This is a genomic window from Pseudomonas sp. D5(2026), assembly GCF_057766845.1.
Map to the genome: position 1 here is coordinate 4,165,117 of NZ_CM173421.1, position 24,944 is coordinate 4,190,060.

Consider the following 24,944-nt stretch of genomic DNA (forward strand, 5'->3'; position numbering starts at 1 on the left):
GGTTCAGGCGGCCGCTTTGGCGCGCATTTACATGCTGCAAATCTCTATCGGATCGACTCCTGCACAGGCTGGCTACGCTAATCGAGCACCTATTCGCTCAAGGATGAACGCAATGCCCAACCCTCATGGCTGCAGGCTTCGCCGCGCAAGATGCTCGGTGCCAGGCAGGCTCTACATGCTGACTACCGTTACCCACCTACGCCGCCCTTTGTTTCACGACCTCCGCTTTGCACGATTGGTCATTCAGAACCTTCGTTACGCAGAAGAACAACACCACTGCCGATCACTGACCTGGGTCGTGATGCCAGACCACGTGCATTGGCTGATTGAACTGAAAGAAGTGACACTTGGAACACTGATGCAGCGCTTCAAATGCCAGTCCAGCAATGCACTGCACAAGGCCGGGGCAAAGGGGAAGCCGGTGTGGCAGGCAGGTTATTACGACCGGGCCTTGCGCCGGGACGAGGACGTTTTCAAGATTGCGAGATACATCGTTGCCAATCCGGTAAGGGCAGGATTGGTGGCCACGGTTGGTGATTATCCACATTGGGATGCGGTGTGGCTTTAAGGGTATGACGGTAGAGATGCGCGACCCGGGAGATCGAGCGCCGCCCGCGCGGCGCATCGCGAGCTGCGCTCGCTCCTACGTTTGTTTCGGGCCAATCATTCCTGTGGGATTTGTGCGCGAACGCCTTGGCGCATGGCTCGATATCGCGTGGTACGAGCAGGCGGCGTGGCCTTGAGGGTATGGCGGTAGATGGGCGTCGCCCGGGAGACCGAGCGCCGCCCGCGCGGCGCATCGCGAGCTGCGCTCGCTCCTACGTTTGTTTCGGGCCAATCATTCCTTTGGGATTTGTGCGCGAACGCCTTGGCGCTTGGCGCGATCTTGCGTCGTACAAACAAGACGGTCGCGCGCGCCTGTCACAGGCGTTACTGGCCAGAAACAAACGTAGGAGCGAGCGCAGCTCGCGATGCGCCGCGCGGGCGGCGCTCGATCTCACTGGCGACACAACCCTTACGACAAACACTCACCACCACCACCACCACCACCACCACCACCACCACCACCACCACCACCCCACCAATAAAAACGCAAAAAAAAAGGGCGACCCGAGGGTCGCCCTTTTTACCGATCAAACAGAACTCAGTTCTGCTTGGCCATTGCTTCGCGCAGCAGCGCAGCCATGGTGGTGTCGGCAGCAGCTTCCGGAGCGTTTTTCAGGCTCTGGATAGCTTCGCGCTCTTCAGCGTCGTCTTTCGATTTGATCGACAGGCTGATAACGCGGGACTTGCGGTCAACGCTGATGATCTTGGCTTCGATCTCTTCGCCTTCCTTCAGAACGTTACGCGCGTCTTCAACGCGGTCACGGCTGATTTCGGAAGCTTTCAGAGTGGCTTCGATGTCGTCGGCCAGGGTGACGATGGCGCCTTTGGCGTCAACTTCTTTCACGATGCCCTTGACGATAGCGCCCTTGTCATTGACAGCAACGAAGTTGGAGAACGGATCGTCTTCCAGCTGCTTGATGCCCAGGGAAATGCGCTCGCGCTCTGGGTCGACCGACAGGATGACGGTTTCCAGCTCGTCGCCCTTCTTGAAACGACGTACGGCTTCTTCGCCGGTTTCGTTCCAGGAGATGTCGGACAGGTGAACCAGGCCGTCGATGCCGCCGTCCAGACCAATGAAGATACCGAAGTCGGTGATCGACTTGATGGTACCGGTGATCTTGTCACCCTTGTTGAACTGGCCGGAGAAGTCTTCCCATGGGTTGGACTTGCACTGCTTGATGCCCAGGGAGATACGACGACGCTCTTCGTCGATGTCCAGAACCATGACTTCCACTTCGTCGCCAACCTGAACGACTTTCGACGGGTGGATGTTCTTGTTGGTCCAGTCCATTTCGGAAACGTGTACCAGACCTTCAACGCCTTCTTCCAGCTCAGCGAAGCAGCCGTAGTCGGTCAGGTTGGTAACGCGAGCCTGTACGCGAGTACCTTCTGGGTAACGGGCAGTGATAGCTACCCACGGATCTTCGCCCATCTGCTTCAGACCCAGCGAAACGCGGTTGCGCTCACGGTCGAACTTCAGAACGCGTACGTCGACTTCGTCGCCAACGTTAACGATTTCCGATGGGTGCTTGATGCGCTTCCAGGCCATGTCGGTGATGTGCAGCAGGCCGTCGATACCGCCCAGGTCCACGAATGCGCCGTAGTCGGTGAGGTTCTTGACGATACCTTTGACTTGCTGGCCTTCCTGCAGGGTTTCCAGCAGGGCTTCGCGCTCGGCGGAGTTCTCGGCTTCCAGCACGCTGCGACGGGAAACGACAACGTTGTTGCGCTTCTGGTCCAGCTTGATGACCTTGAATTCCAGCTCTTTGCCTTCCAGGTGGGTGGTGTCGCGCACTGGGCGGACATCAACCAGGGAGCCCGGCAGGAACGCACGGATGCCGTTAACGTCGACAGTGAAGCCGCCCTTAACCTTACCGTTGATAACGCCCTTGACCACTTCTTCGGCGGCGAAAGCTGCTTCCAGAACAATCCAGCACTCGGCGCGCTTGGCTTTTTCACGGGACAGCTTGGTTTCGCCAAAGCCGTCTTCGACCGCGTCCAGCGCAACGTGAACTTCGTCACCGACCTTGATGGTCAGCTCGCCAGCTTCGTTGTAGAACTGCTCGAGCGGGATGACGCCCTCGGACTTCAGGCCAGCGTGTACGGTAACCCAGTCGCCGTCGATGTCGACAACGATACCGGTGATGATCGCACCCGGCTGAAGATTGAGGGTTTTCAGGCTTTCTTCAAAGAGTTCTGCAAAGCTTTCGCTCATTTTAATTCCTGTAGATTCGGGCGAAACAAACGCCCATAACCACATTCCAGACAATGTGGGTTCGTTTTAAGTAAAGGAAAGCCGGCAGGACGTTGACTGGTGCCCCTGCCTGCTTTCCTGGTTATCAGATAAGGTCGCGCTGGGCGATCTCGCTTCTGATACGTTGCAACACCTGCTCGATGGACAACTCGGTAGAGTCCAACTGAATGGCATCAGCCGCTGGTTTCAGCGGGGCCACTGCACGTTGGGTGTCACGCTCATCACGCGCACGAATCTCATCCAGCAGACTCGACAGACTAACATCTTCACCTTTGCCCTTCAACTGCAGGTAGCGGCGACGTGCGCGCTCCTCCGCGCTGGCGGTGAGGAAGACCTTCAAGGGCGCATCCGGGAACACCACAGTACCCATGTCGCGACCGTCAGCAATCAGCCCCGGCAATTCGCGGAACTCACGCTGGCGAACCAGCAGCGCATCACGCACCGCCGGCAGCGAGGCCACCATCGATGCACCGGCACCGACGGTTTCGGTACGGATGACGTTGCTGACGTCCTCACCCTCAAGGATGATCTGTTGCAGCTTACCGGGCTCGGAAGCGATGAACTGCACATCCAGATGGGCGGCAAGTTTGGTGAGCAGCTCTTCGTTGGTCAGGTCGACACCGTGGTTGCTGGCATTGAATGCCAGCAACCGATACAGCGCGCCGGAATCCAGCAGCTTCCAGCCCAGCTCGCGAGCCATCAACCCGGCGACCGTGCCCTTGCCCGAGCCGCTAGGCCCGTCGATGGTGATAACCGGTGCCAGCGAATTCACGACTTGCCCTCTTCTGCCACGCGAATCCCCACTTCGGCGCACAGCGCCAGGAAGTTGGGGAACGAGGTGGCGACGTTGGCGCAGTCGTGAATGCGAATTGGCGCACTGGCGCGCAGCGAGGCCACACTGAAGGCCATGGCGATGCGGTGGTCACCATGCCCATGCACTTCGCCGCCGCCCAACTGGCCGCCGTCGATGATGATGCCGTCCGGGGTCGGCTCGCACTTGATGCCCAAGGTGATCAGGCCATCAGCCATCACCTGGATGCGATCGGACTCCTTCACCCGCAGCTCTTCGGCGCCACGCAGCACGGTACGCCCTTCAGCGCAGGCGGCTGCCACGAACAATACCGGGAATTCGTCGATGGCCAGCGGCACCAACGCTTCAGGAATGTCGATACCCTTCAGCTTGGCTCCGCGCACACGCAGGTCGGCCACAGGCTCGCCGCCCACTTCACGCTGGTTTTCCAGGGTGATATCGCCGCCCATCAGGCGCAGGATGTCGATCACGCCGGTACGGGTCGGGTTGATGCCGACATGCTCCAGCACCAGCTCGGAGCCTTCAGCGATAGAGGCTGCCACCAGGAAGAACGCTGCCGAGGAAATGTCAGCCGGCACTTCGATGCGGGTAGCGGTCAGCTTGCCACCGGACTGTAGCGAGGCAACCGGGCCGTTGCTGTCGACCGCATAGCCAAAACCGCGCAGCATGCGTTCGGTGTGGTCACGGGTAGGCGCAGGCTCGGTGACAGTGGTCTTGCCTTCGGCGTACAGGCCGGCCAGCAGCAGGCAGGATTTGACCTGGGCGCTAGCCATCGGCAGCGTGTAGGTCAGCCCTTTGAGCTTGTGGCCACCGCGAATGGTCAGCGGCGGGCGGCCTTCAGGGCCGGTCTCGACCACAGCGCCCATTTCGCGCAGCGGGTTGGCCACACGGTTCATCGGGCGCTTGGACAGCGAGGCGTCGCCGGTCATGGTGACGTCGAACGACTGGCCGGCCAACAGGCCCGACAGCAGGCGCATCGAGGTACCGGAGTTACCCACGTACAGCGGCCCTGGCGGCGGCTTGAGACCATGCAGGCCCACGCCGTGAATGGTCACACGACCGTGGTTGGGGCCTTCGATGACCACACCCATGTCACGAAATGCCTGCAGGGTCGCCAGCGCGTCTTCGCCTTCGAGGAAGCCTTCGACCTCGGTAGTACCTTCGGCCAGCGAGCCGAGCATGATCGAGCGATGGGAAATCGACTTGTCGCCCGGTACACGGATCCGCCCGTTCAGGCGGCCACCCGGTTGGGCCTGGAAAATCAGATCGTTGGCGTTCATAGCGTCCACATAGGCCCGGCGGGCCAGGATTTTACTGAAATGCTCGCGGGCAGCCCGTGCGCGGGTGAATACTCCCAGCAGCTGGTGCCCATCCCCTTCAGCGATCGCGTCGCGCAGGGCGTCGAGATCGCTGCGATATGTATCAAGTGTGCGCAGGACAGCGTCGCGGTTGGCGAGGAAGATGTCATGCCACATGGTCGGATCGCTGCCGGCGATTCTTGTGAAATCGCGGAATCCACCCGCAGCGTACCGGAAGATCTCGAGGTTTTCATTGCGTTTGGCCAGTGAATCGACCAGACCGAAGGCCAGCAGGTGTGGCAGATGGCTGGTGGCGGCCAGCACTTCGTCGTGGCGCTCGACCGACATGTGCTCCACATCGGCATCCAGCGCACGCCACAGGCGGTCAACCAGGGCCAGCGCGGCGGGATCGGTTTCGGCCAGCGGCGTGAGGATAACCTTGTGCCGGCGGAACAAGGTGGCGTTGGAGGCCTCTACCCCGCTCTGCTCGGAGCCTGCGATGGGGTGACCCGGGACGAAGCGCGGCAAGCGCGCACCAAAAACGGCGCGGGCCTCACGCACGACGTTGCCCTTGGCACTGCCGACGTCGGTGATGATCGCATCACCCAGGTCGAGCTGGGCCAGGCGCGCCAGGACTTTTTCCATGGCCAGTATCGGTACGGCCAACTGAATGACATCGGCACCCACGCAAGCGGCGGCGAGGTCTTCTTCGCAGCGGTCGACCACACCCAAAGCCACGGCCTGCTTGCGCGACGGGGCATCAAGGTCGACACCGACCACTTCGCGGCACAAGCCGCTCTCACGCAGGCCCTTGGCGAACGAGCCACCGATCAGACCCAGGCCGACAACGACCAGGCGGTTGATGATGGGTGCGGGTTTGGTTTTTGCTGCATTTACCACTGGTGCGAACCCTGTTCAGAAATCTAGGTAGCCTGTGAGGGCCATTGGGGCCGCGACGCGGCCCTTCGCGGGCTCGCCCGCTCCCACAGGGATCGGCATCACATGCTCACTGTGGGAGCGGGCATGCCCGCGAAGGGCTGCAAGGCCCCTGAATCAAAGCACCGCCTTCGGATAAGAGCCCAGCACCTTCAGCGCCACAGCCTCCTGGCTGATCTGCTCGAGCACCGCCTTGATCAGCGGGTCACGGTGGTGGCCGACGAAGTCGATGAAGAACACGTAGGTCCACTTGCCGCTGCGCGACGGGCGGGTCTCGATGCGGGTCAGGTCGATGCCGTTCTGATAGAACGGCACCAGCAACTCATGCAAGGCACCGGGCTTGTTGCTCATCGAAACGATGATCGAGGTCTTGTCGTCGCCGGTCGGCGGCACCTCCTGATTGCCGATCATCAGGAAGCGGGTGGAATTGTCCGGGCGGTCTTCGATCTTCTCGGCCAGACGGGTCAGGCCGTACAGGTTGGCCGCCATGTCGCCGGCGATCGCCGCCGAGTTCCACTCACCCTTGACCCGCTTGGCCGCTTCGGCATTGCTCGATACGGCTACGCGCTCCACGTTCGGGTAGTGCGCGTCCAGCCACTTGCGGCACTGAGCCAGCGACTGGGCGTGGGAGTAGATGCGGGTGATACTGTCGGTCTTGGTGTTCTCGCCCACCAGCAGGTGGTGGTGAATACGCAGCTCGACCTCACCGCAAATCACCATGTCATGCTCAAGGAAGCTGTCCAGGGTGTGGCTGACCGCACCTTCAGTGGAATTTTCCACCGGCACCACACCGAAGTTGACGGCACCGGCCGCCACCTCACGGAACACTTCGTCGATGGCCGCCATCGGCCGACTGATCACCGCGTGGCCGAAGTGCTTCATGGCCGCAGCCTGGGTGAAGGTGCCTTCGGGGCCGAGGTAGGCGATTTTCAGCGGCTGCTCCAGGGCAAGGCACGACGACATGATTTCGCGGAACAACCGCGCCATCTCTTCGTTGCCCAGCGGGCCCTTGTTGCGCTCCATCACGCGCTTGAGCACCGCAGCTTCACGCTCGGGACGGTAGAACACCGGCTTCTCGCCTTCTTTCAGCGAGGCAGTCTTGACCCGGGCTACTTCTTCGGCACAGCGGGCGCGGTCACTGATCAGCTCGAGGATCTTCTCGTCGAGGCTGTCGATGCGCACGCGCAGCGCCTTGAGCTCCTGTTCGGACATATCAGCCATGCTCCTTCTCGAATTCAGCCATGTAGCCTACCAGCGCTTCTACCGCTTCCAGGCCCAGGGCGTTGTAGATGGAGGCACGCATGCCGCCAACCGAACGGTGGCCCTTGAGGTTGAGCAGGCCACGCGCGTCGGCGCCAGCGAGGAAGGCCTTGTCCAGGCGCTCGTCAGCCAGGCGGAACGGTACGTTCATCCACGAACGGGCGTTGACGCTGATCGGGTTGGTGTAGAACTCGCTGCGGTCGATGAAACCGTAAAGGAGGTCTTTCTTGGCACGGTTGCGCTGCTCCATGGCATCAACACCGCCCTGCTCTTTCAGCCACTCGAAGACCAGGCCCGAGAGGTACCAGGAGTAGGTGGCCGGGGTGTTGTACATCGACCCGTTGTCAGCTGAAACCTTGTAGTCGAGCATGGTCGGGCAGCTGCTGCGGGCATGACCCAACAGGTCTTCGCGCACGATGACCACCACCAGGCCGCTTGGACCGATATTCTTCTGCGCGCCGGCATAGATCAGGCCGTACTGCGACACATCGATCGGGCGCGAGAGGATGTCGGAGGACATATCGACCACCAACGGCACGTCACCGGTTTGCGGCACCCAGTCAAACTGCAGGCCACCAATGGTCTCGTTGGACGCATAGTGCACGTAGGCAGCGTTTTTGGTCAGGTTCCACTCGTTTTGACCGGGGATGGCCAGGTAGTCGTAAGGCTTGGCGGTGGCAGCGACGTTAATGTTGCCGAAACGGCGCGCTTCCTCGATGGCCTTCTTCGACCAGATGCCGGTTTCGATGTAGTCGGCAGTGCCGTTTTCCGGCAGCAGGTTCAGCGGGATTTCAGCAAACTGCTGGCTGGCGCCCCCTTGCAGGAACAGTACCTTGTAGTTGGAGGGGACGGACAGCAGGTCACGCAGGTCCTGCTCGGCCTTTTCGGCGATGGCCACATAATCGTCGCTGCGATGGCTCATTTCCATCACCGACAAGCCCTTGCCACGCCAGTCCAGCATCTCGGCCTGTGCGCGCTGCAGGACAGCGTCAGGAAGCGCGGCAGGGCCTGCGCAGAAGTTAAAGGCTCGTTTGCTCACATCCACTCTCGCTCTGCCAAATAGAACAAAATCGTAATTCGGTGGCCACATTCCATGCAGGATCGGTGGCGCCTGCATCGCGGGCAAGCCCGCTCCTACACAGTCAAACGGGGCGACCTTGGTCGCCCCGCTCGGGTTTACGCTTGCTTACTCTTGCGGGGCCTCGTCGGCACCCGCAGCTTCTTCATTTTCATTGTCTGGCGCTGCAGCCTCGACACCCTCCTCGTCCGTCTCGATCACTTCATCGAGTTCGTCCTCGGACGGCTCCTGGATACGCTCCAGGCCCACCAGTGTCTCATCGGCCGCCAGCTTGATCAGCGTAACGCCCTGGGTGTTGCGGCTCAGGCTGGACACTTCGCCAACCCGGGTGCGAACCAGCGTGCCCTGGTCGGAAATCAGCATGATTTCCTCACCTTCCTGCACCTGGATAGCACCGATCAGCAGGCCGTTGCGCCCCTTGGTACCCATGGCGATCACACCCTGGCCACCGCGGCCGCGACGCGGGAACTTGGACAGCGGAGTGCGCTTGCCAAAGCCACGCTCGGAGGCGGTGAGGATCTGCGAGCCGGACTCGGGGATCAGCATCGAAATGATCCGCTGGCCTTTGCCCAGCTTCATGCCGCGCACACCACGGGCGTTGCGACCCATTTCACGCACGACGCTCTCGGCAAAGCGGATGACCTTGCCAGCGTCGGAGAACATCATGACTTCCTTGGCGCCATCGGTGATGGCCGCGGCAATCAGGGTGTCACCTTCCTTCAGCTTCAGGGCGATCAGGCCGTTGGAACGAGGACGGGCGAACTGCACCAGCGGGGTCTTCTTGACGGTGCCGGAAGCGGTCGCCATGAAGATGTACGCGCCGGTCGGCTCTGCAACCCACTCCGGGGTGTCACCGTCTTCTTCGTCGACTTCCTCGGCCTCTACCAGCTCACCCTCGAGCACGGCGTCTTCAGCCTCGTCCAGTTCTTCGTCGAGGTCGGCGTTCTGCTGCAGCGCTTCGAGGTCGATCTGCAGCATGGCGGTGATGCGCTCACCCTCCTCCAGCGGCAGCAGGTTGACCAGCGGGCGACCACGGGCAGCGCGGGACGCTTCGGGGATTTCGTAGGTTTTCTTCCAGTACACCTTGCCCTTGCTGGAGAACAGCAGCAGGGTGGCGTGGCTGTTGGCGACCAGCAGGTGCTCGATGTAGTCCTCGTCCTTCACGCCGGTCGCCGACTTGCCTTTACCGCCACGGCGCTGGGCCTGGTAGGCGGACAATGGCTGGGTCTTGGCATAACCACCATGGGAGATGGTGACCACGCGCTCTTCTTCCGGGATCATGTCGCCGTAGTTGAGGTCGTGGCTGGCGTTGAGAATTTCGGTGCGGCGGGCATCGCCGTACTCGGCACGGATGGCCTCCAGCTCCTCGCGAATCACTTCCATCAGGCGCTCGGCGCTGCTGAGGATGCGGATCAACTCGCCGATCTGCTCGAGGATTTCCTGGTACTCGGCCAGCAGCTTCTCGTGCTCCAGGCCGGTCAGGCGGTGCAGGCGCAGGTCAAGAATGGCCTGGGCCTGTTCCGGCGACAGGAAGTACTTGCCGTCATGCAGGCCGTACTGCTCCGGCAGGTCTTCAGGGCGGCAGGAATCGGCGCCGGCGCGCTCGACCATGACCTGCACGGCACTGGATTCCCACGGCGTGGAAACCAGGGCTTCCTTGGCTTCGGACGGCGTCGGCGAGGCCTTGATCAGGGCAATGACCGGGTCGATGTTGGACAGCGCGACCGCCTGGCCTTCAAGGATATGGCCACGCTCACGGGCCTTGCGCAGCTCGAATACCGTACGGCGGGTCACCACTTCACGGCGGTGGCGGACGAACGCTTCGAGCAGGTCCTTGAGGTTGAGCAGGCGCGGACGGCCGTCGACCAGGGCCACCACGTTGATACCGAACACGCTCTGCAGCTGGGTTTGCTGGTAGAGGTTGTTGAGCACCACCTCCGGCACCTCGCCGCGACGCATCTCGATGACGATGCGCATGCCGTCCTTGTCGGACTCGTCGCGCAGCTCGGTGATGCCTTCGATCTTCTTCTCTTTGACCAGCTCGGCAATCTTTTCGATCAGGCGAGCCTTGTTCAGCTGGTACGGCAGCTCGGTGATCACGATCTGCTGGCGGCCGCCAACCTTGTCGATGTCTTCGATTTCGGAGCGGGCGCGCATGTAGATGCGGCCACGGCCGGTGCGATAGGCCTCGATGATGCCCTGGCGACCGTTGATGATGCCGGCAGTCGGGAAGTCCGGGCCAGGGATATGCTGCATCAGCTCATCGATGGTGACTTCCGGGTTGTCGATGAGTGCCAGGCAGCCATCGATGACCTCGCCGAGGTTGTGCGGCGGAATATTGGTCGCCATGCCCACGGCAATACCGCTGGAACCGTTGACCAGCAGGTTGGGAATACGCGTCGGCATGACCGCCGGGATCTGCTCGGTGCCGTCGTAGTTGGGCACCCAGTCGACGGTTTCCTTGTGCAGGTCGGCCAGCAGCTCGTGGGCCAGTTTGGTCATGCGCACTTCGGTGTATCGCATGGCGGCAGCGTTGTCGCCGTCCACCGAACCGAAGTTGCCCTGACCGTCGACCAGCAGGTAGCGCAACGAGAACGGCTGGGCCATACGCACGATGGTGTCGTAGACCGCAGTGTCGCCGTGCGGGTGGTACTTACCGATCACGTCACCGACCACACGGGCGGATTTCTTGTACGGCTTGTTCCAGTCGTTGCCCAGTTCGCTCATCGCATAGAGAACGCGGCGATGCACGGGCTTCAAGCCGTCACGCGCATCGGGCAGCGCTCGCCCGACAATCACGCTCATCGCGTAGTCGAGGTAAGACTGTCTCAGTTCGTCTTCGATATTGACCGGGAGGATTTCTTTGGCCAGTTCGCCCATGAGAAGCCTGATTCCTTTTTCTGGTGAAACTTCGCAGCTCCATCAAGGGCCGAACGAAGCTCGCCGCCGCAGCGCATAAGGGTGCGACGACTTACGACAAATCAATGAGTTGTGCCATGGATCTGCGCAATGAAGGCCGCCGTGATGGGCGGTCTTGGAAACTGCCGGATGTTATCACAAAGGCGGGGGCGGTGGGGAGATGTGGCACGGGGGCTTGACGTGAATATTGTGTTGGCTGCAAGACCGAGCGCCGCCCGCGCGGCGCATCGCGAGCTGCGCTCGCTCCTACGTTTGTTTCGGGCCAGTAACGCCTGTGGCAGACGCGCGCGACCGCCTGGCCCGTACCACACGATATCGCGGCATGCGCCAAGGCGTACGCGCGCAAATCCCACAGGAATGACTGGCCCGAAACAAACGTAGGAGCGAGCGCAGCTCGCGATGCGCCGCGCGGGCGGCGCTCGGTCTCCCAGGCGACGCCCCTCTACCGCCATACAGGCGGCGCTCGCCCTCCCAGGCGACACCCCTCTACCGCCATACCCTCAAGACCACGCCGCCTGGCATGACGTTGCGCAATGGCCGGGTGGGTTTGCCGTGGGTTTTATGGTGTTGCGCAATGGCCGGGTGTGTTTGCCGTGGATTTTATGGTGTTGCAGATACCGAGCGCCGCCCGCGCGGCGCATCGCGAGCTGCGCTCGCTCCTACGTTTGTTTCTGGCCAATAACGCCAGCGGCAGACGCGCGCGACCGCCTTGTTTGTACGACGCGATATCGAGACATGCGCCAAGGCGTTCGCGCGCAAATCCCACAGGAATGACTGGCCCGAAACAAACGTAGGAGCGAGCGCAGCTCGCGATGCGCCGCGCGGGCGGCGCTCGGTCTCCCAGGCGACGCCCCTCTACCGCCATACAGGCGGCGCTCGCCCTCCCAGGCGACGCCCCTCTACCGCCATACCCTCAAGGCCACGCCGCCTGGCATGACGTTGCGCAATGACCGGGTGGGTTTGCCGTGGGTTTTATGGTGTTGCGCAATGGCCGGGTGTGTTTGCCGTGGATTTTATGGTGTTGCGGATACCGAGCGCCGCCCGCGCGGCGCATCGCGAGCCTTGCTCGCTCCTACGTTTGTTTCGGGCCAGTAACACCTGTGGCAGACGCGCGCGACCGCCTTGTTTGTACGACGCGGTATCGAGACATGCGCCAAGGCGTTCGCGCACAAATCCCACAGGAATGACTGGCCCGAAACAAACGTAGGAGCGAGCAAGGCTCGCGATGCGCCGCGCGGGCGGCGCTCGGTCTCCCAGGCGACGCCCATCTACCGCCATACAGGCGGCGCTCGGTCTCCCAGGCGACGCCCCTCTACCGCCATACAGGCGGCGCTCGCCCTCACAGGCAACACACCTCGACCGCCCTACCCCTCAATGCCGCCTCGACCGCCCCCCCTCAATGCCACCTCGCCCCCCCTCAATGCAACCGCTTGCGGCAAACCAGCTGAGCCAGCTTGGCAGCATCCGGACGCTCGACAATGCCGCGCTCGGTCACGATCACATCGATCAGGTCGGCCGGCGTCACATCGAACACCGGATTGAACACCTCGACACCCGGCGGCACCCGGGTACCGCCAAAGTCGAGCCACTCGTCGGCGTCACGCTCCTCCAGCGGGATATCCTCGCCCGTGGCCAGGTTCAGGTCGATGCTGGTGCTCGGTGCCACGACCATGAAGCGCACGCCATGGTGCATGGCACTGACAGCCAGCTGATAGGTGCCGATCTTGCCGGCCATGTCGCCATTGGCAGCGATGCAGTCCGCCCCCACCACCACCCAGGTGATACCCTTGGTCTTCATGAGGTGGGCCAGCGCAGAGTCGGCACAAAGCGTCACCGGGATACCCTCATTGGCCAGCTCCCAGCCGGTCAGGCGCGAACCCTGCAGCCAAGGGCGAGTCTCACCGGCATATACCCGCTCGACCATGCCTTCCAGGTAGCCGGCACGGATCACCCCCAGCGCGGTGCCAAAGCCGCCACTGGCAAGGGCGCCGGCGTTGCCGAAGGTGAGCAGGGCCTGGGCATTGCCCTGATGGCGACGGATCAGTTCGATACCCTGCTGGGCCATGGTCAGGTTGGCCTCACGGTCGCTTTCGTGAATGGCCACCGCTTCGGCCTCCAGCGCTGCCAGAACGTCCTCTTCCGGACGCAGGCGCTGCAGGCGCTCGCGCATGCGGTTCAGCGCCCAGAACAAGTTGGCGGCGGTAGGACGCGCTTCGGCCAGGGTGAGAAAGTCGTCTTCCAGGTCCATTTCCCAATCGCCGCCTTCGGCCAGCCGCTCTTCAAGCGCCAGTACCAGGCCGTAAGCTGCGGCAATACCGATTGCCGAGGCACCGCGCACCGCCATGTCGCGGATGGCTGCGGCCACCTGCGCAACATTGTCGCAGGCCAGCCAACGCTCCTCCGACGGCAGCAGGCGCTGGTCGAGCAGGTGCAAGGCGCCGCCCTGCCAGCGGATCGCGGTCACCTTCTCCGCCGCCAAAAGTCGCTCGCGCATTGCCTCTCCCCGTCATTCGGATATCAAAAGCCGGCGATTATAGCGACCCTCGGGGCCGAGCGCTCGGGTATACTCCGACGCAATTTTGCGAAGTTTCAGAGGACTGTTCAATGAGCAACGTCGACCGCGCCGAAATCGCCAAGTTCGAAGCGCTGGCCCACCGCTGGTGGGACCGCGAAAGCGAGTTCAAGCCGCTGCACGAAATCAACCCGCTGCGCGTCAACTGGATCGACGAGCGCGCCAGCCTGGCCGGCAAGAAAGTGCTGGATGTGGGTTGCGGTGGCGGCATCCTCAGCGAAGCCATGGCCCTGCGCGGTGCCACGGTCACCGGTATCGACATGGGCGAGGCGCCATTGGCGGTGGCCCAGCTACACCAGCTGGAATCGGGCGTGCAGGTGGAATACCGGCAGATCACCGCCGAAGCCCTGGCCGAGGAAATGCCTGAACAGTTCGATGTGGTCACCTGCCTGGAAATGCTCGAGCACGTGCCCGACCCGTCTTCGGTGATTCGCGCCTGCTACCGCATGGTCAAGCCTGGTGGCCAGGTGTTCTTCTCCACCATCAACCGCAACCCCAAGGCCTACCTGCTGGCCATCGTCGGCGCCGAGTACATCCTGAAGATGCTGCCGCGCGGCACCCATGACTTCAAGAAGTTCATCCGCCCCTCCGAGCTGGGCGCCTGGAGCCGCGATGCCGGCCTGCAGGTGAAGGACATCATCGGCCTCACCTACAACCCGCTGACCAAGCACTACAAGCTCAACAGCGACGTCGACGTCAACTACATGATCCAGACCCTGCGCGAGGAATAAGCATGCGTTTGCGAGCAGTACTCTTCGACATGGACGGCACCTTGCTGGACACGGCGCCGGACTTCATCGCCATTTGCCAGGCCATGCTCGCCGACCGCGGGCTGCCGGCCGTTGACGACAACCTGATCCGTGGCGTGATCTCGGGTGGCGCCCGCGCCATGGTTGCCACTGCGTTCGCCATGGACCCGGATGCTGACGGCTTCGAGGCCTTGCGCCTGGAGTTCCTCGAGCGTTACCAGCGCGACTGCGCGGTGCACAGCAAGCTGTTCGAGGGCATGGCCGAGCTGCTGGCCGACATCGAAAGAGGCAACCTGCTGTGGGGCGTAGTCACCAACAAGCCGGTGCGCTTCGCCGAGCCGATCATGCAGCAACTGGGCCTGGCCGAGCGTTCGGCGCTGTTGATCTGCCCGGACCACGTGAAAAATAGCAAACCCGACCCCGAGCCGCTGATCCTGGCCTGCAAGACGCTGAACCTGGACCCGGCCAGTGTGCTGTTCGTCGGCGACGACCTGCGCGACATCGAGTCTGGCCGTGACGCTGGCACCCGCACGGCGGCAGTGCGCTACGGCTATATTCATCCAGAGGACAACCCCAACAACTGGGGTGCCGACGTGGTGGTCGACCACCCGCTGGAACTGCGCAAAGTGATCGACAGCGCGCTGTGCGGCTGCTGAACCGTAACTGACAACGACGAGGAACCCTGTGGGAGCGGGCTTGCCCGCGAACGAGGCGAAGCCCTTGCCTTGCACCGCGGCGCCAGCTTCGCGGGCAAGCCCGCTCCCACAGGGGCCGAGATAGGGATACGAAATGTTCGACTACACCGCCCGCCCCGACCTGCTGCAAGGCCGGGTCATCCTGGTTACCGGTGCCGGCCGTGGCATTGGTGCCGCGGCTGCCAAGGCCTATGCCGCACTGGGCGCCACCGTGCTGCTGCTGGGCAAGACCGAGGCCAACCTGAACGAGGTCTACGACCAGATCGAAGCCGCCGGTCATCCGCAGCCGGTGGTCATCCCGTTCAACCTGGAAACCGCCCTGCCACACCAATACGACGAGTTGGCGGCCATGATCGAAGACCAGTTCGGTCGCCTCGATGGCCTGCTCAACAATGCGTCGATCATCGGCCCGCGCACGCCGCTGGAACAGCTGTCAGGCGACAACTTCATGCGCGTCATGCATATCAACGTCAATGCCACCTTCATGCTCACCAGTACCCTGCTGCCGCTGCTGAAGCTGTCGGAAGACGCCTCGGTGGTGTTCACCAGCAGCAGCGTCGGGCGCAAGGGCCGGGCTTACTGGGGCGCCTATGGCGTGTCGAAGTTCGCCACCGAAGGCCTGATGCAGACCTTGGCCGATGAACTGGAAGGCGTGGCGCCGGTGCGCTCCAACAGCATCAACCCGGGCGCCACGCGCACGGCGATGCGGGCCCAGGCCTACCCCGGCGAGAACCCGCAGAACAACCCGCTGCCCGAAGAAATCATGCCGGTATACCTATACCTGATGGGGCCGGACAGCACAGGAGTGAACGGGCAGGCGTTCAACGCTCAATAAACCTGCACTGGCCTCTTCGCGGGCTTGCCCGCTCCCACAGGCGCACCGCAGCCCTCAAGGACTGAGCCATACCTGTGGGAGCGGGCAAGCCCGCGAAGAGGCCGCTACAGGCGAACGATCAGCCGGCAGCCAACGCCGGCCGCATACGGCCTTGCTGGCGCCCTTCCAGCTGCATGCAGCGCTCCAGGAACAGGTACATGCAGTCGTAGCTCTTGCAAATGGCCCTGCGCAGCTCGTTGCGCAACCCCAGGGTCGGGTTTTCACCGGCCAGGGTACAAATGATCTCCAACGCCTCCCACGGGTGCGCATCGTCATATTGGGCATGCATCTTCAGCCACTTCATCGCCCGCTTGCGCCCTTCTTCCGGAAAACCCTGCGCATAGGTGTCGGTCGAGCACACCACCGCCGACCACTCACCGGTCGCCCCTTCGATGGCGTAGTTGGTCGCCGCCATGGAAATGGCCAGGTTTTCGGTGGCGCACACCCGCCAGCACCAGTCGTTCAGGCCGTTCAGCTCGGGCGGCACTTCTTGCGCCTGCAACTCGTGCAGGTGCACACCGTGCGCCTGGCACCAGTTCACCCAGTAATCGGCATGGTTGAGCTCGACGCGGATGTTGCGCATCAGCCAGCGCCGCGCCATGTCCTCGCCCTGATGCCGGCCGTAGCGGGTCTTGGTCAGGTTATGCGCCATGTACAACGAAAACTGCTCCACCACCGGCCAGCCACCGATCAGGTACTGACGGATGGTCGATTGCTTCAGCTGGCCATCGCGTAGACGTGCATAAAACTCATGCTCAACCACCCGGCGCTTGCTCTCGCGGCAGTCTTCAATCAGTTGCTGGGCCCATTGGGGGTAACTGGCGGGGTCCATCAAAGGCCCGATACGAACGAATGCGTCAATCACTTTCAGCTCCTTGATCCTTGTGATTTCCAACTAGCGAAACGTGCCAGGTGCTCGCTGCAACAGAGGCCGGGCGGCGATCCGTTGGCGCTGCAGACTGTCACAGGTGAACACCTGGGGGCGTTCGATCAGGTAGCCCTGGGCGTAATCCACGCCTATTTCCTGCAAGGCCTGCTCGATCAAGGGTGTTTCGACAAACTCGGCAATCGTGCGCTTACCCATCACATGGCCGATATGGTTGATGACCTCGACCATGGCCCGGTTGACCGGGTCGTCGAGCATGTCCTTGACGAAACTCCCGTCAATCTTCAGGTAGTCCACGGGCAAATGCTTGAGATAGGCGAACGAGGACATGCCAGCGCAAAAATCATCCAACGAGAAACGGCAACCCAGCCCTTTCAGCTCGTTGATGAAGCGAATGGCGCTGCCCAGGTTGGCAATGGCGCTGGTTTCGGTAATTTCGAAACAGATCATTCGCGGCGGAATGGCGTATTCGACGAACAACCGCTGGAGGTATTCAAGGAACTTGTCGTCGCCAATGCTGGACCCCGACAGGTTGATGGCACAGGTCGACAACGGCCCTTCACGCCCTTCTTCCAGGCACTGGCGTATGACCATGAACACATTGCGCACCACCCAGCGGTCCAGCGCGGTCATCAGGCCGTAGCGCTCGGCCGCCGGGATGAAGCTGCTGGGCAGGATGGTGCGGCCGCTTTCGTCGTGCAGGCGCAACAGAATTTCGATATGGCCCGGGCCTTCGAAGGTTTTGAGCGGGGCGATTTCCTGGGCGTAGAGGCAAAAGCGGTTTTCTTCCAGGGCCACATGCAGGCGCTGGATCCAGGCCATTTCGCCAAAACGCATGGACAGTTCGCTGTCGTCGGCGTGGTACACCTGCACACGGTTTCGGCCCTTTTCCTTGGCCATGTAGCAGGCCATGTCGGCGGCGCGCAGCGAGGCCTCCAGGGTACCGGGGGCCTGGGCCATATGCACCAGGCCAATGCTGACCGTGGTCACGAACGGCCGCCCTTTCCATACGAAGTGCAGGCTCTGCACCAGTTGACGTAATTGTTCGGCAATGCGCTCGGCCTGGTCGGGCGGGCAGTTTTCCAGCAGCACGCCAAATTCATCGCCACCCAGCCGCGCCAGCGTATCGCCCTCACGCAGGCCGGATTGCAGCACCGCGCAGATGTGCCGCAGCAACTCATCGCCGGCCGCGTGGCCACAGGTGTCGTTGACCAGCTTGAACTGGTCGAGGTCAAGGAACATCAGCGAGTGCCGCCCGGCCTGACGCGCCAGGTCGTTGAGCGCCTGCTCCAGGCGGTATTCGAACTCGCGGCGGTTGGCCAGCCCGGTCAGGGCGTCATGGGTTGCCTGCCAGGACAGATTGGCGATGTACTGGCGCTCCTGGGTCATATCGTGCAGCACCAGCACAATGCCACTGACCTGGCCATCACTGACAATCGGCGAGCCCACCAGGTTGATCGACACAGTACTGCCGTCCAGGCGCTGGATCAGCCGGGCATGCTCGGAGCCGCCCTTGAGGCTACCGCCGAGCACCTGTTCGACCAGGCTGCGACCATCATCCTCGGCGTGCTCATCAACCAGGCTGAACAGCGCTGACAGTGGCAGGCCCTGAGCCTGGCCGGATTGCCAGTGGGTCAATTGTTCGGCGGCCGGGTTCATATAGCCGATATTGCCCTCGACATCGGTGGTGATCACCGCATCACCGATGGCCTGCAGGGTAATCTGCGCACGCTCTTTTTCTTCCTGCAGGGCACTGGCAAAGGCCTGGCGCTGGGCCAGCAGCTTGCTGGAGCGCCCCCAGGCAATCGCTATCAGGAACATCGCGGTCAGCAGGTTGGTGATCAGCAGCACCCGGAGCAGTGCGCGCGAGCCCTCGCCCAAGGCATCGCTGAAGGCCTTGGCCGCTGGGGTCACGCCTTCGTTGATGGCGACAATGCGGGCCTTCCAATCGCTGACGGTGTCGGCATCCACCGGGCCACTGGCAAAACGCTGGCGCATTTCACCGGCCAGCACATCCAGTTTGGCCAGATAGTCGTCGCCGATGTCCCAGTAATCAATGGCTGTCTGCATATAGCTGACATGGCGGAAATTGCTGTAGAACCAGATGATCCGCGCGACATCGTCAGGGTGGTTGCCACCTTGCAGTACCGCCTGTCGCGCGGCGTCCAGATCAGGGTTGGGGTGGTCGAGTACCTCGCGCAGGCGATGATCCCCCTGAGGCACGGTAATGGCCTGGCGATAGCGTTGGTAGGTGCTGTCGTCGCGCGTCTCGCTGTACAGATTGAGGTAGTAGATGGCATCTTTCTGCGCCTTGGACCACAGGCTTTCGCCCGCGACATAGGCGCGCACGGCCGAAAGCGTATAAAGGCTGAGGCTGCCCAACGCGACCTGAAGGACCACGACGGCGATGAAAGGCCATGTGATGCCGAGCAACTTTGGCGCTTCGAGTGTGCGATTTCCCTTCATGGAGTCCCTGTCACAGAGCAGATAAGGCGTAAATCGACCCAGACAAGCACAGCGTAGGCCATTTGCCATCGCTGTGGGGGGGATTTTTATGACAAGGAATCGGGGAATTTGTACAGCGTATGCGCTGGCCATTGTAGGAGCGGGTTTACCCGCGAAGAAGACACCGCGGTGGATGGCACGGGCTTCGCCCGTGTTCGCGGGCAAGCCCGCTTCCACAGGGATCGCACCAGCTTTTAGAAATTGAGCAAGACAGTTGCTCCCACAAGCTGGACTGCCCCCCAAAAGTTGGACAGTTTTAAGCTGCAGCCTGAGCCCTGTACTCCACAGGGCTCAGGCCATTGAGCCTCAGCTTGATGCGATCATGGTTGTAGTAGTGAATGTACTCATCCAGACCCGCTCTCAGCTCATCAATGCTCTCGAAACGCTTCAGGTAGAAAAACTCAGATTTGAGCGTGCCGAAGAAGCTTTCCATGGCCGCATTGTCCAGGCAATTGCCTTTTCGAGACATGCTCTGCTTTACCCCGCATTCGCTTAGCTTACGGCGGTATTGCGCCTGCTGGTAATGCCATCCCTGATCCGAATGCAGCACGAGCTTCGGTTTCTCTCCCAGGCAATCGAGCGCTTTGCCAAGCATGTTCCCAACCAGGCTATAGCATGGGCGGCTGGCCATTTCGTAGGCCACGATTTCGCCGTTGTACAAATCCATCACGGGCGACAGGTAAAGCTTCTGTTGAGCTACTTTGAACTCGGTTACGTCGGTCACCCACTTCTGGTTTGGGCGTTGAGCAACAAAATTTCGCTCCAGCACATTCGCTGCCACTTTACCGACGGTACCTCGATAGGAGCGGTATTTCTTGGGGCGCACTACTGATTTCAATCCCTGCTCAGCCATCAGCCGTTCAATGACCTTCTTGTTCACCCGCTTTTCCTTCCTGATTACGAGTGCGATACGGCGATAACCATAAAGCCCTTTCTGCTCGTGGTAGACGCGATGCACCAATGCCTTGAGCTCAGCATGCCGATCTGGCTTCTGCTGAGCTTTTAGCTGGTAGTAGAAGGTGCTGCGCGCCAGCTCGACCAACTGAAGGAGGTCAGGCAAAGGAAACCTGCGCTTGAGTTTGGAAACGATCAGGGCTTTTTCCCGCGTGTTCGTTCCTTTTCCTCGCGCAGAGCCTTGAGCTCCTTTAGGACAGCATTCTCCATGCGCAGGTACTCAAGTTCAGCCATCAGCTGATCTCGAGACTTCTGATCATCATTGGTATCGGTGGGTTTGGCAGGCTTGATCTTCTTCGGCACGTCGATTGGCTTTCTTGGCTTGATGGCAGTAGAGGGTGCAGGACTGCCACTGTAGTACTGCCGCTGCCAAATGCCTATCTGAGAGGACTGCCCAAGACCAAAGTGGGCAGCGGTCTGGCGCAGCGAAAGCCGATGCTCGTGCATATAGCTAAGCACCTGCTGTTTGAAATCACTGGTATAGCGCCGCCCATGCGAGCCTGGACCAATGCCATTATTGGCCTGATAACTGGCCACCCAGCGTCGAAGCAGGCTGAAATCGATACCTAAGTGTTGAGCCACCTTTCGGAAACCGTTGCTGCCATCCAGGTAGGCTGTGATCGCTGTGAGCTTGAATTGCTCGGTGTACTTACCCATAGATCCCCCAAGGGTTGGATTGGTGTCCAACTTCTTGGGGGCAGTCCAAGCCCGGTGAAGGCAGCCAGATAATCAGCTCTGCTGCAGGTGCCCGTAAAGCTTGGCATATAACCCACCCTCGGCTATCAGCTGCTGATGGTCGCCGTCTTCGGCCACGTGCCCGCCATCGAACACCAGCACCCGGTCGGCCTGTTTCACCGCCGACAACCGATGGGCGATGATCAGCGTGGTGCGGCCGCTGAGGAAGCGCGCCAAGGCCTGATGCAGGTTGTACTCGGTGGCAGCATCCAGGGCTGAGGTGGCCTCGTCGAGGATCACCACCTTGGGCTCAGCCAGCACCATGCGGGCAATGGCCAGGCGCTGGCGCTGGCCACCGGACAAGCGCACGCCTGAACGCCCCACCACACTGTCCAGGCCCTGCGGCAAGGCGGCGATGGTGGCATCCAGCTGGGCGATACGCAGCGCCTGCCAGCACGCATCATCGCTGCAGTCGCGGCCCATGGTCAGGTTGGCACGCACGCTGTCGCTGAACAGCGACGGGTGCTGCAACACCACCGCGACGTTCTCGCGCAGGGTTTCCAGGCCGATTTCCTGCAGGCTGGCACCGCCAAAGCGAATGGTCCCGGCCTGGGCGCTATAAAGGCCCAGCAACAGCTGCACCAACGTGCTCTTGCCGCCGCCGCTGGCACCGACAATCGCCACCTTCTCACCCGCAGCGATAGACAGGTCGAGGTGGTCGAGCACCGGCTCGTCGGCATAGGCAAAGCGCAGATCGCGCACTTCAATGCCCACCGTTTCGCGCCCGGCGAACGGGTTGCTGGCGGCCGGGTATTGCGGCTCGTCGGCACGCGCCAGCAGTTCGTTGAGGCGGCTCAGCGCACCGCCTGCGGCGTAGTACGCATATTGCAGATTAAGCAGTTGCTCCACCGGGCCGATCATGAACCACAGGTAGCTGAACACCGCCAGCATCTGGCCGATCGACAGATCGGAAAACAGCACGGTCAGCATGGCCGCCGCGCGGAAAATGTCGATGCCGAACTGGAACAGCAGGCCACTGGCACGGCCACTGGCATCGCTTTTCCATTGCGAGTCCACGGCGTAATCGCGCACCTCGCGGGCACGCAGGCCCAGGCGGCCAAGGAAGTAACCCTGGCGGTTACCGGCGCGGATTTCCTGGATGGCATCGAGGGTTTCCGCCAGCGCCTGGGTAAAGCGCGCGGTGCTGTCGTTCTCAAGCTTTTTCAGGTGTTTGACGCGCTTGCCCAACTGCACCGTGAAGTAGATCACCAGCGGGTTGAACAGCAAGATCAGCAAGGCCAGCTGCCAGTGCATCCAAATCAGGATGGCCGCCGTGCCGGTCAAGGTCAGCATGGCCACCAGGAAGCGGCTGAGGGTTTCGCCAACGAACTTGTCGAGGGTGTCCAGGTCGGTGACCAGGTGGGTGGTCACCGTGCCGCTGCCCAGGCTTTCGTATTCCTTCAGCGAAATACGCTTGAGCCGCTCGATCAGGCGGATGCGCAGGCGGTAGACAATGTCCTTGGCCAGCCCGGCGAACAGCTTGGACTGGATGACGTTGAACGCCAGCGCGGCCAGGCGCAGGCACAAGGTGAGCGCCAGCATCAGGCCGATGTAGCCGGCTGCCACCTGCCAGCCGGACGGCAGCAGGTGGTTCATCCACTTCAGCGCGGCGTCACCATGGCCGAGCAGCACTTCGTCCACCAACAGCGGCAGCAGCAGCGGAATGGGCACGCTGCAACATGCCGCCAGTAACGCTATAAGGTTGGCGGACCAGAGGTTTTTCTTGTGATGCAGGGCCAGGCGGCGGATTTCCGCCCAGCTCAGTCGATCGCCCGCAGTGTAAGGCTTGCCCGGTACCGGGTCGGGTGAGCCAGGCACATCAAGCACAGGCGGCCTGCTGCAGCCAGCGGCCGAGCAAGGGTTGCAGGCGCTCCAGCGGCTGATAGCCGTTGGTCAGCAAAGCCAGTTGGCCATTGCGCTCGGCCAGCAGGGTCGGGAAACCGGCAATACCCAGGTCCTGAGCCCAGGCGAAGTCGGCCGCGGTGGCGGCACGGGTATCGGCACGGGCGAAGGTTTCGGCGAACGTGGCACGGTCGAAGCCACACTGCGAGGCTAGCTCGACCAGCTGCGGCGCGATGGTCACATCGACGCCCTGCTCGTAGAACGAACGCTGGATCAACGCCAGCAGCGGCCATACGCGTTCGGCATCCAGCTCGCGGGCCGTGACCAGGGCGCGGCAGGCCGGCTCGGTGTCGTAGACGAAGCCGTCAGGCATGGCCCCCTCGAAGCGGAACGGCTGGCCGGTAGCATCAGCCACCGCCTGCCAGTGTTCCAGGATGTACTTGCGAGTGGAGCTGTCCAGGGCGCTGCCGCCAGTGCGCAGCCCGCCCGGTACCAAGTGGGCAGGCACGCCTGCCTCACGCGCCTGGGCGATCAGGGCCGCAGCCACTGGCGCAAAACCCCAGCACCAGGAGCACATCGGGTCCATCACATAGATCAGGCGTGCAGACATGCTTCAAGCCTCGGCTTTGTAGTTGTAACCGATCGGGTGCGGCAGGTTGCGGGCCTTGGCCAGCTCGATCTGCTTCTGCCGATCGATGGCACTGCGCCGGGTCTTCTCGCTCAGGCTGTCCCAGCAATGCGGGCAGCTGACACCTGGCGAATAGTGCTCGGACGCGCGCTCCTCTGCATTGATCGGGTGGCGGCAGGCGTGGCACTGGTCGTACTCGCCTTCGCTCAGGTCATGGCGCACCGTAACCCGGTTGTCGAAGACGAAGCAGTCGCCGTCCCACAGGCTTTCTTCCTGAGGCACTTCCTCGAAGTATTTCAGGATGCCGCCCTTAAGATGATAGACCGACTCGAAGCCTTCACCGAGCATGTAGCTGGAGGCCTTTTCGCAACGGATGCCGCCGGTGCAGAACATAGCGACCTTCTTGTGCTTGCTCGGGTCGAAATTGGCCTTGATGTACTCCGGGAACTCGCGGAAGGTTTCGGTCTTCGGGTCGATGGCGCCCTTGAATGTACCGATGGCCACTTCGTAGTCGTTGCGGGTGTCGATCAGCAGCACTTCCGGGTCGCTGATCAGGGCGTTCCAGTCCTTGGGCTCGACATAGGTACCAACGGCCTGGTTGGGGTCTACGCCCGGCACGCCGAGGGTGACGATTTCTTTCTTGAGCTTGACCTTGGTGCGGTAGAACGGCTGTTCGTCGCAGTACGATTCTTTGTGGTCGATATCGACCAGACGCGGGTCGTTGCGCAACCAGGTCAGCAGGCCATCAATGCCCTCCCGGGTGCCTGACACGGTGCCGTTGATGCCCTCCTGGGCCAGCAGCAGGGTGCCTTTGACGTTGTTGTCGAGCATGGTCTTGAGCAGCGGCTCGCGCAGCTCGACGTAGTCTTCCAGGGTGACGAACTTGTACAGCGCCGCGACGACGATGGCTTGAGACATGTAACGGAATCTCCAGGTGGTTGCCCTCGTAAGGGGCGGACCGGGTTTGACAGTTGCACAAAAAGCAGGGGGCCGCTAAGCGGCCCCCTTTGGGTGATGCAGATTCTACCAGAACAACAAAACGGTTTCAGTGCCCGCCGCCCGCACACACGGGCGAGGCCGGTGCAACGCCGACCTTGGCCCACTCTTCGGCGGTGTAGGTGTGGATGGCCAGGGCGTGGATCTCGCCCATCAGCTCACCCATGGTGGCGTACACCTTCTGGTGGCGCTTGACGCTGTTCAGCCCGGCGAACTGCTCGCTGACGATCACGGCCTTGTAGTGGGTCTCCTGACCACGACTGTGCATGTGACTTTCATTGAGCACTTCCAGGTGTTGCGGCGCCAGCGCGGCCAGTTGCTGTTCGATACGTTGTTGCATAGTCAT

19 protein-coding genes are annotated in these 24,944 nt (G+C 61.9%); 4 read left to right on the top strand and 15 right to left on the bottom strand.

The genetic code is table 11. The features are described from left to right. The first annotated feature begins 112 nt into the window (after positions 1 to 112). The gene (locus AC3B5Q_RS19295) at positions 113 to 568 is read left to right on the top strand and encodes an REP-associated tyrosine transposase (RefSeq protein WP_021784961.1); all 456 of its coding nucleotides are present in this window, start codon (positions 113 to 115) and stop codon (positions 566 to 568) included. A 362-nt stretch (positions 569 to 930) separates the two neighbouring features. Here the strand turns inward: AC3B5Q_RS19295 and AC3B5Q_RS19300 are convergent, their stop codons facing one another. The 8 genes from AC3B5Q_RS19300 to mtnA all read right to left on the bottom strand — a co-directional run bounded on the left by AC3B5Q_RS19300 (position 931) and on the right by mtnA (position 13,656). Further along, a complete protein-coding gene (locus AC3B5Q_RS19300; RefSeq protein ID WP_488392715.1) occupies positions 931 to 1,137 on the bottom strand; it encodes a hypothetical protein in 207 nt (68 codons plus the stop codon). A 7-nt stretch (positions 1,138 to 1,144) separates the two neighbouring features. After that, positions 1,145 to 2,821 carry a 30S ribosomal protein S1 gene (gene rpsA, locus AC3B5Q_RS19305; protein ID WP_003252673.1) on the bottom strand — a complete coding sequence of 559 codons (1,677 nt, stop codon included), beginning with the start codon at positions 2,819 to 2,821 and terminating at the stop codon, positions 1,145 to 1,147. A 124-nt stretch (positions 2,822 to 2,945) separates the two neighbouring features. Further along, on the bottom strand, positions 2,946 to 3,632 hold the full coding sequence (gene cmk, locus AC3B5Q_RS19310; RefSeq protein WP_021784962.1) for a (d)CMP kinase: 687 nt from the start codon (positions 3,630 to 3,632) through the stop codon (positions 2,946 to 2,948). Then, positions 3,629 to 5,836: a bifunctional prephenate dehydrogenase/3-phosphoshikimate 1-carboxyvinyltransferase gene (locus AC3B5Q_RS19315; RefSeq protein ID WP_033739306.1), complete on the bottom strand. Its 2,208-nt coding sequence runs from the start codon at positions 5,834 to 5,836 to the stop codon at positions 3,629 to 3,631. Before AC3B5Q_RS19315 ends, cmk begins: the two co-directional genes overlap by 4 nt. 186 nt (positions 5,837 to 6,022) lie before the next feature. After that, a complete protein-coding gene (gene pheA / locus AC3B5Q_RS19320) occupies positions 6,023 to 7,117 on the bottom strand; it encodes a prephenate dehydratase (protein WP_021784964.1) in 1,095 nt (364 codons plus the stop codon). A 1-nt stretch (position 7,118) separates the two neighbouring features. Further along, positions 7,119 to 8,204, bottom strand: coding sequence for a 3-phosphoserine/phosphohydroxythreonine transaminase (serC, locus tag AC3B5Q_RS19325; protein WP_084852136.1), 1,086 nt, complete (start codon positions 8,202 to 8,204; stop codon positions 7,119 to 7,121). Positions 8,205 to 8,351: 147 nt separating this feature from the next. After that, the gene (gyrA, locus tag AC3B5Q_RS19330; RefSeq protein WP_488392716.1) at positions 8,352 to 11,123 is read right to left on the bottom strand and encodes a DNA gyrase subunit A; all 2,772 of its coding nucleotides are present in this window, start codon (positions 11,121 to 11,123) and stop codon (positions 8,352 to 8,354) included. Between the two features lie 1,456 nt (positions 11,124 to 12,579). Beyond that, positions 12,580 to 13,656 carry an S-methyl-5-thioribose-1-phosphate isomerase gene (gene mtnA, locus AC3B5Q_RS19335; protein WP_488392717.1) on the bottom strand — a complete coding sequence of 359 codons (1,077 nt, stop codon included), beginning with the start codon at positions 13,654 to 13,656 and terminating at the stop codon, positions 12,580 to 12,582. 110 nt (positions 13,657 to 13,766) lie between these two features. Here mtnA and ubiG point away from each other — a divergent pair, with 110 nt between their 5' ends. The 3 genes from ubiG to AC3B5Q_RS19350 all read left to right on the top strand — a co-directional run bounded on the left by ubiG (position 13,767) and on the right by AC3B5Q_RS19350 (position 16,013). Next, complete coding sequence (gene ubiG / locus AC3B5Q_RS19340; protein WP_012271034.1) at positions 13,767 to 14,465, top strand: bifunctional 2-polyprenyl-6-hydroxyphenol methylase/3-demethylubiquinol 3-O-methyltransferase UbiG; 699 nt, start codon at positions 13,767 to 13,769, stop codon at positions 14,463 to 14,465. 2 nt (positions 14,466 to 14,467) lie between these two features. After that, a complete protein-coding gene (gene mupP, locus AC3B5Q_RS19345; RefSeq protein ID WP_028698296.1) occupies positions 14,468 to 15,139 on the top strand; it encodes an N-acetylmuramic acid 6-phosphate phosphatase MupP in 672 nt (223 codons plus the stop codon). A 133-nt stretch (positions 15,140 to 15,272) separates the two neighbouring features. After that, on the top strand, positions 15,273 to 16,013 hold the full coding sequence (locus AC3B5Q_RS19350) for a YciK family oxidoreductase (protein WP_021782446.1): 741 nt from the start codon (positions 15,273 to 15,275) through the stop codon (positions 16,011 to 16,013). Positions 16,014 to 16,131: 118 nt separating this feature from the next. On the opposite strand, the gene AC3B5Q_RS19355 is transcribed toward AC3B5Q_RS19350, so the two are convergent. From AC3B5Q_RS19355 to AC3B5Q_RS19385, 7 genes are all read right to left on the bottom strand, one after another. After that, positions 16,132 to 16,917, bottom strand: coding sequence for an iron-containing redox enzyme family protein (locus AC3B5Q_RS19355; protein ID WP_021782447.1), 786 nt, complete (start codon positions 16,915 to 16,917; stop codon positions 16,132 to 16,134). Between the two features lie 30 nt (positions 16,918 to 16,947). Next, positions 16,948 to 19,404, bottom strand: coding sequence for an EAL domain-containing protein (locus AC3B5Q_RS19360; protein WP_021782448.1), 2,457 nt, complete (start codon positions 19,402 to 19,404; stop codon positions 16,948 to 16,950). A 295-nt stretch (positions 19,405 to 19,699) separates the two neighbouring features. Continuing rightward, positions 19,700 to 21,054, bottom strand: a protein-coding gene (locus tag AC3B5Q_RS19365) for an IS3 family transposase (RefSeq protein WP_488392707.1) whose coding sequence is annotated in 2 segments (ribosomal slippage) — positions 19,700 to 20,578 and positions 20,581 to 21,054 — 1,353 coding nt in all. Because the reading frame shifts where the segments join, the coding sequence is not laid out codon by codon here. A 72-nt stretch (positions 21,055 to 21,126) separates the two neighbouring features. Then, positions 21,127 to 22,959, bottom strand: a complete 1,833-nt coding sequence (locus tag AC3B5Q_RS19370; protein WP_488392718.1) for an ABC transporter ATP-binding protein — start codon at positions 22,957 to 22,959, stop codon at positions 21,127 to 21,129. Then, positions 22,952 to 23,584, bottom strand: coding sequence for a DsbA family protein (locus tag AC3B5Q_RS19375; RefSeq protein ID WP_028698294.1), 633 nt, complete (start codon positions 23,582 to 23,584; stop codon positions 22,952 to 22,954). Before AC3B5Q_RS19375 ends, AC3B5Q_RS19370 begins: the two co-directional genes overlap by 8 nt. Before the next feature lie 3 nt (positions 23,585 to 23,587). After that, positions 23,588 to 24,520 carry an oxygen-dependent tRNA uridine(34) hydroxylase TrhO gene (trhO, locus tag AC3B5Q_RS19380; protein ID WP_021782451.1) on the bottom strand — a complete coding sequence of 311 codons (933 nt, stop codon included), beginning with the start codon at positions 24,518 to 24,520 and terminating at the stop codon, positions 23,588 to 23,590. A 127-nt stretch (positions 24,521 to 24,647) separates the two neighbouring features. Further along, a complete protein-coding gene (locus AC3B5Q_RS19385) occupies positions 24,648 to 24,944 on the bottom strand; it encodes a BolA family protein (RefSeq protein WP_010952797.1) in 297 nt (98 codons plus the stop codon).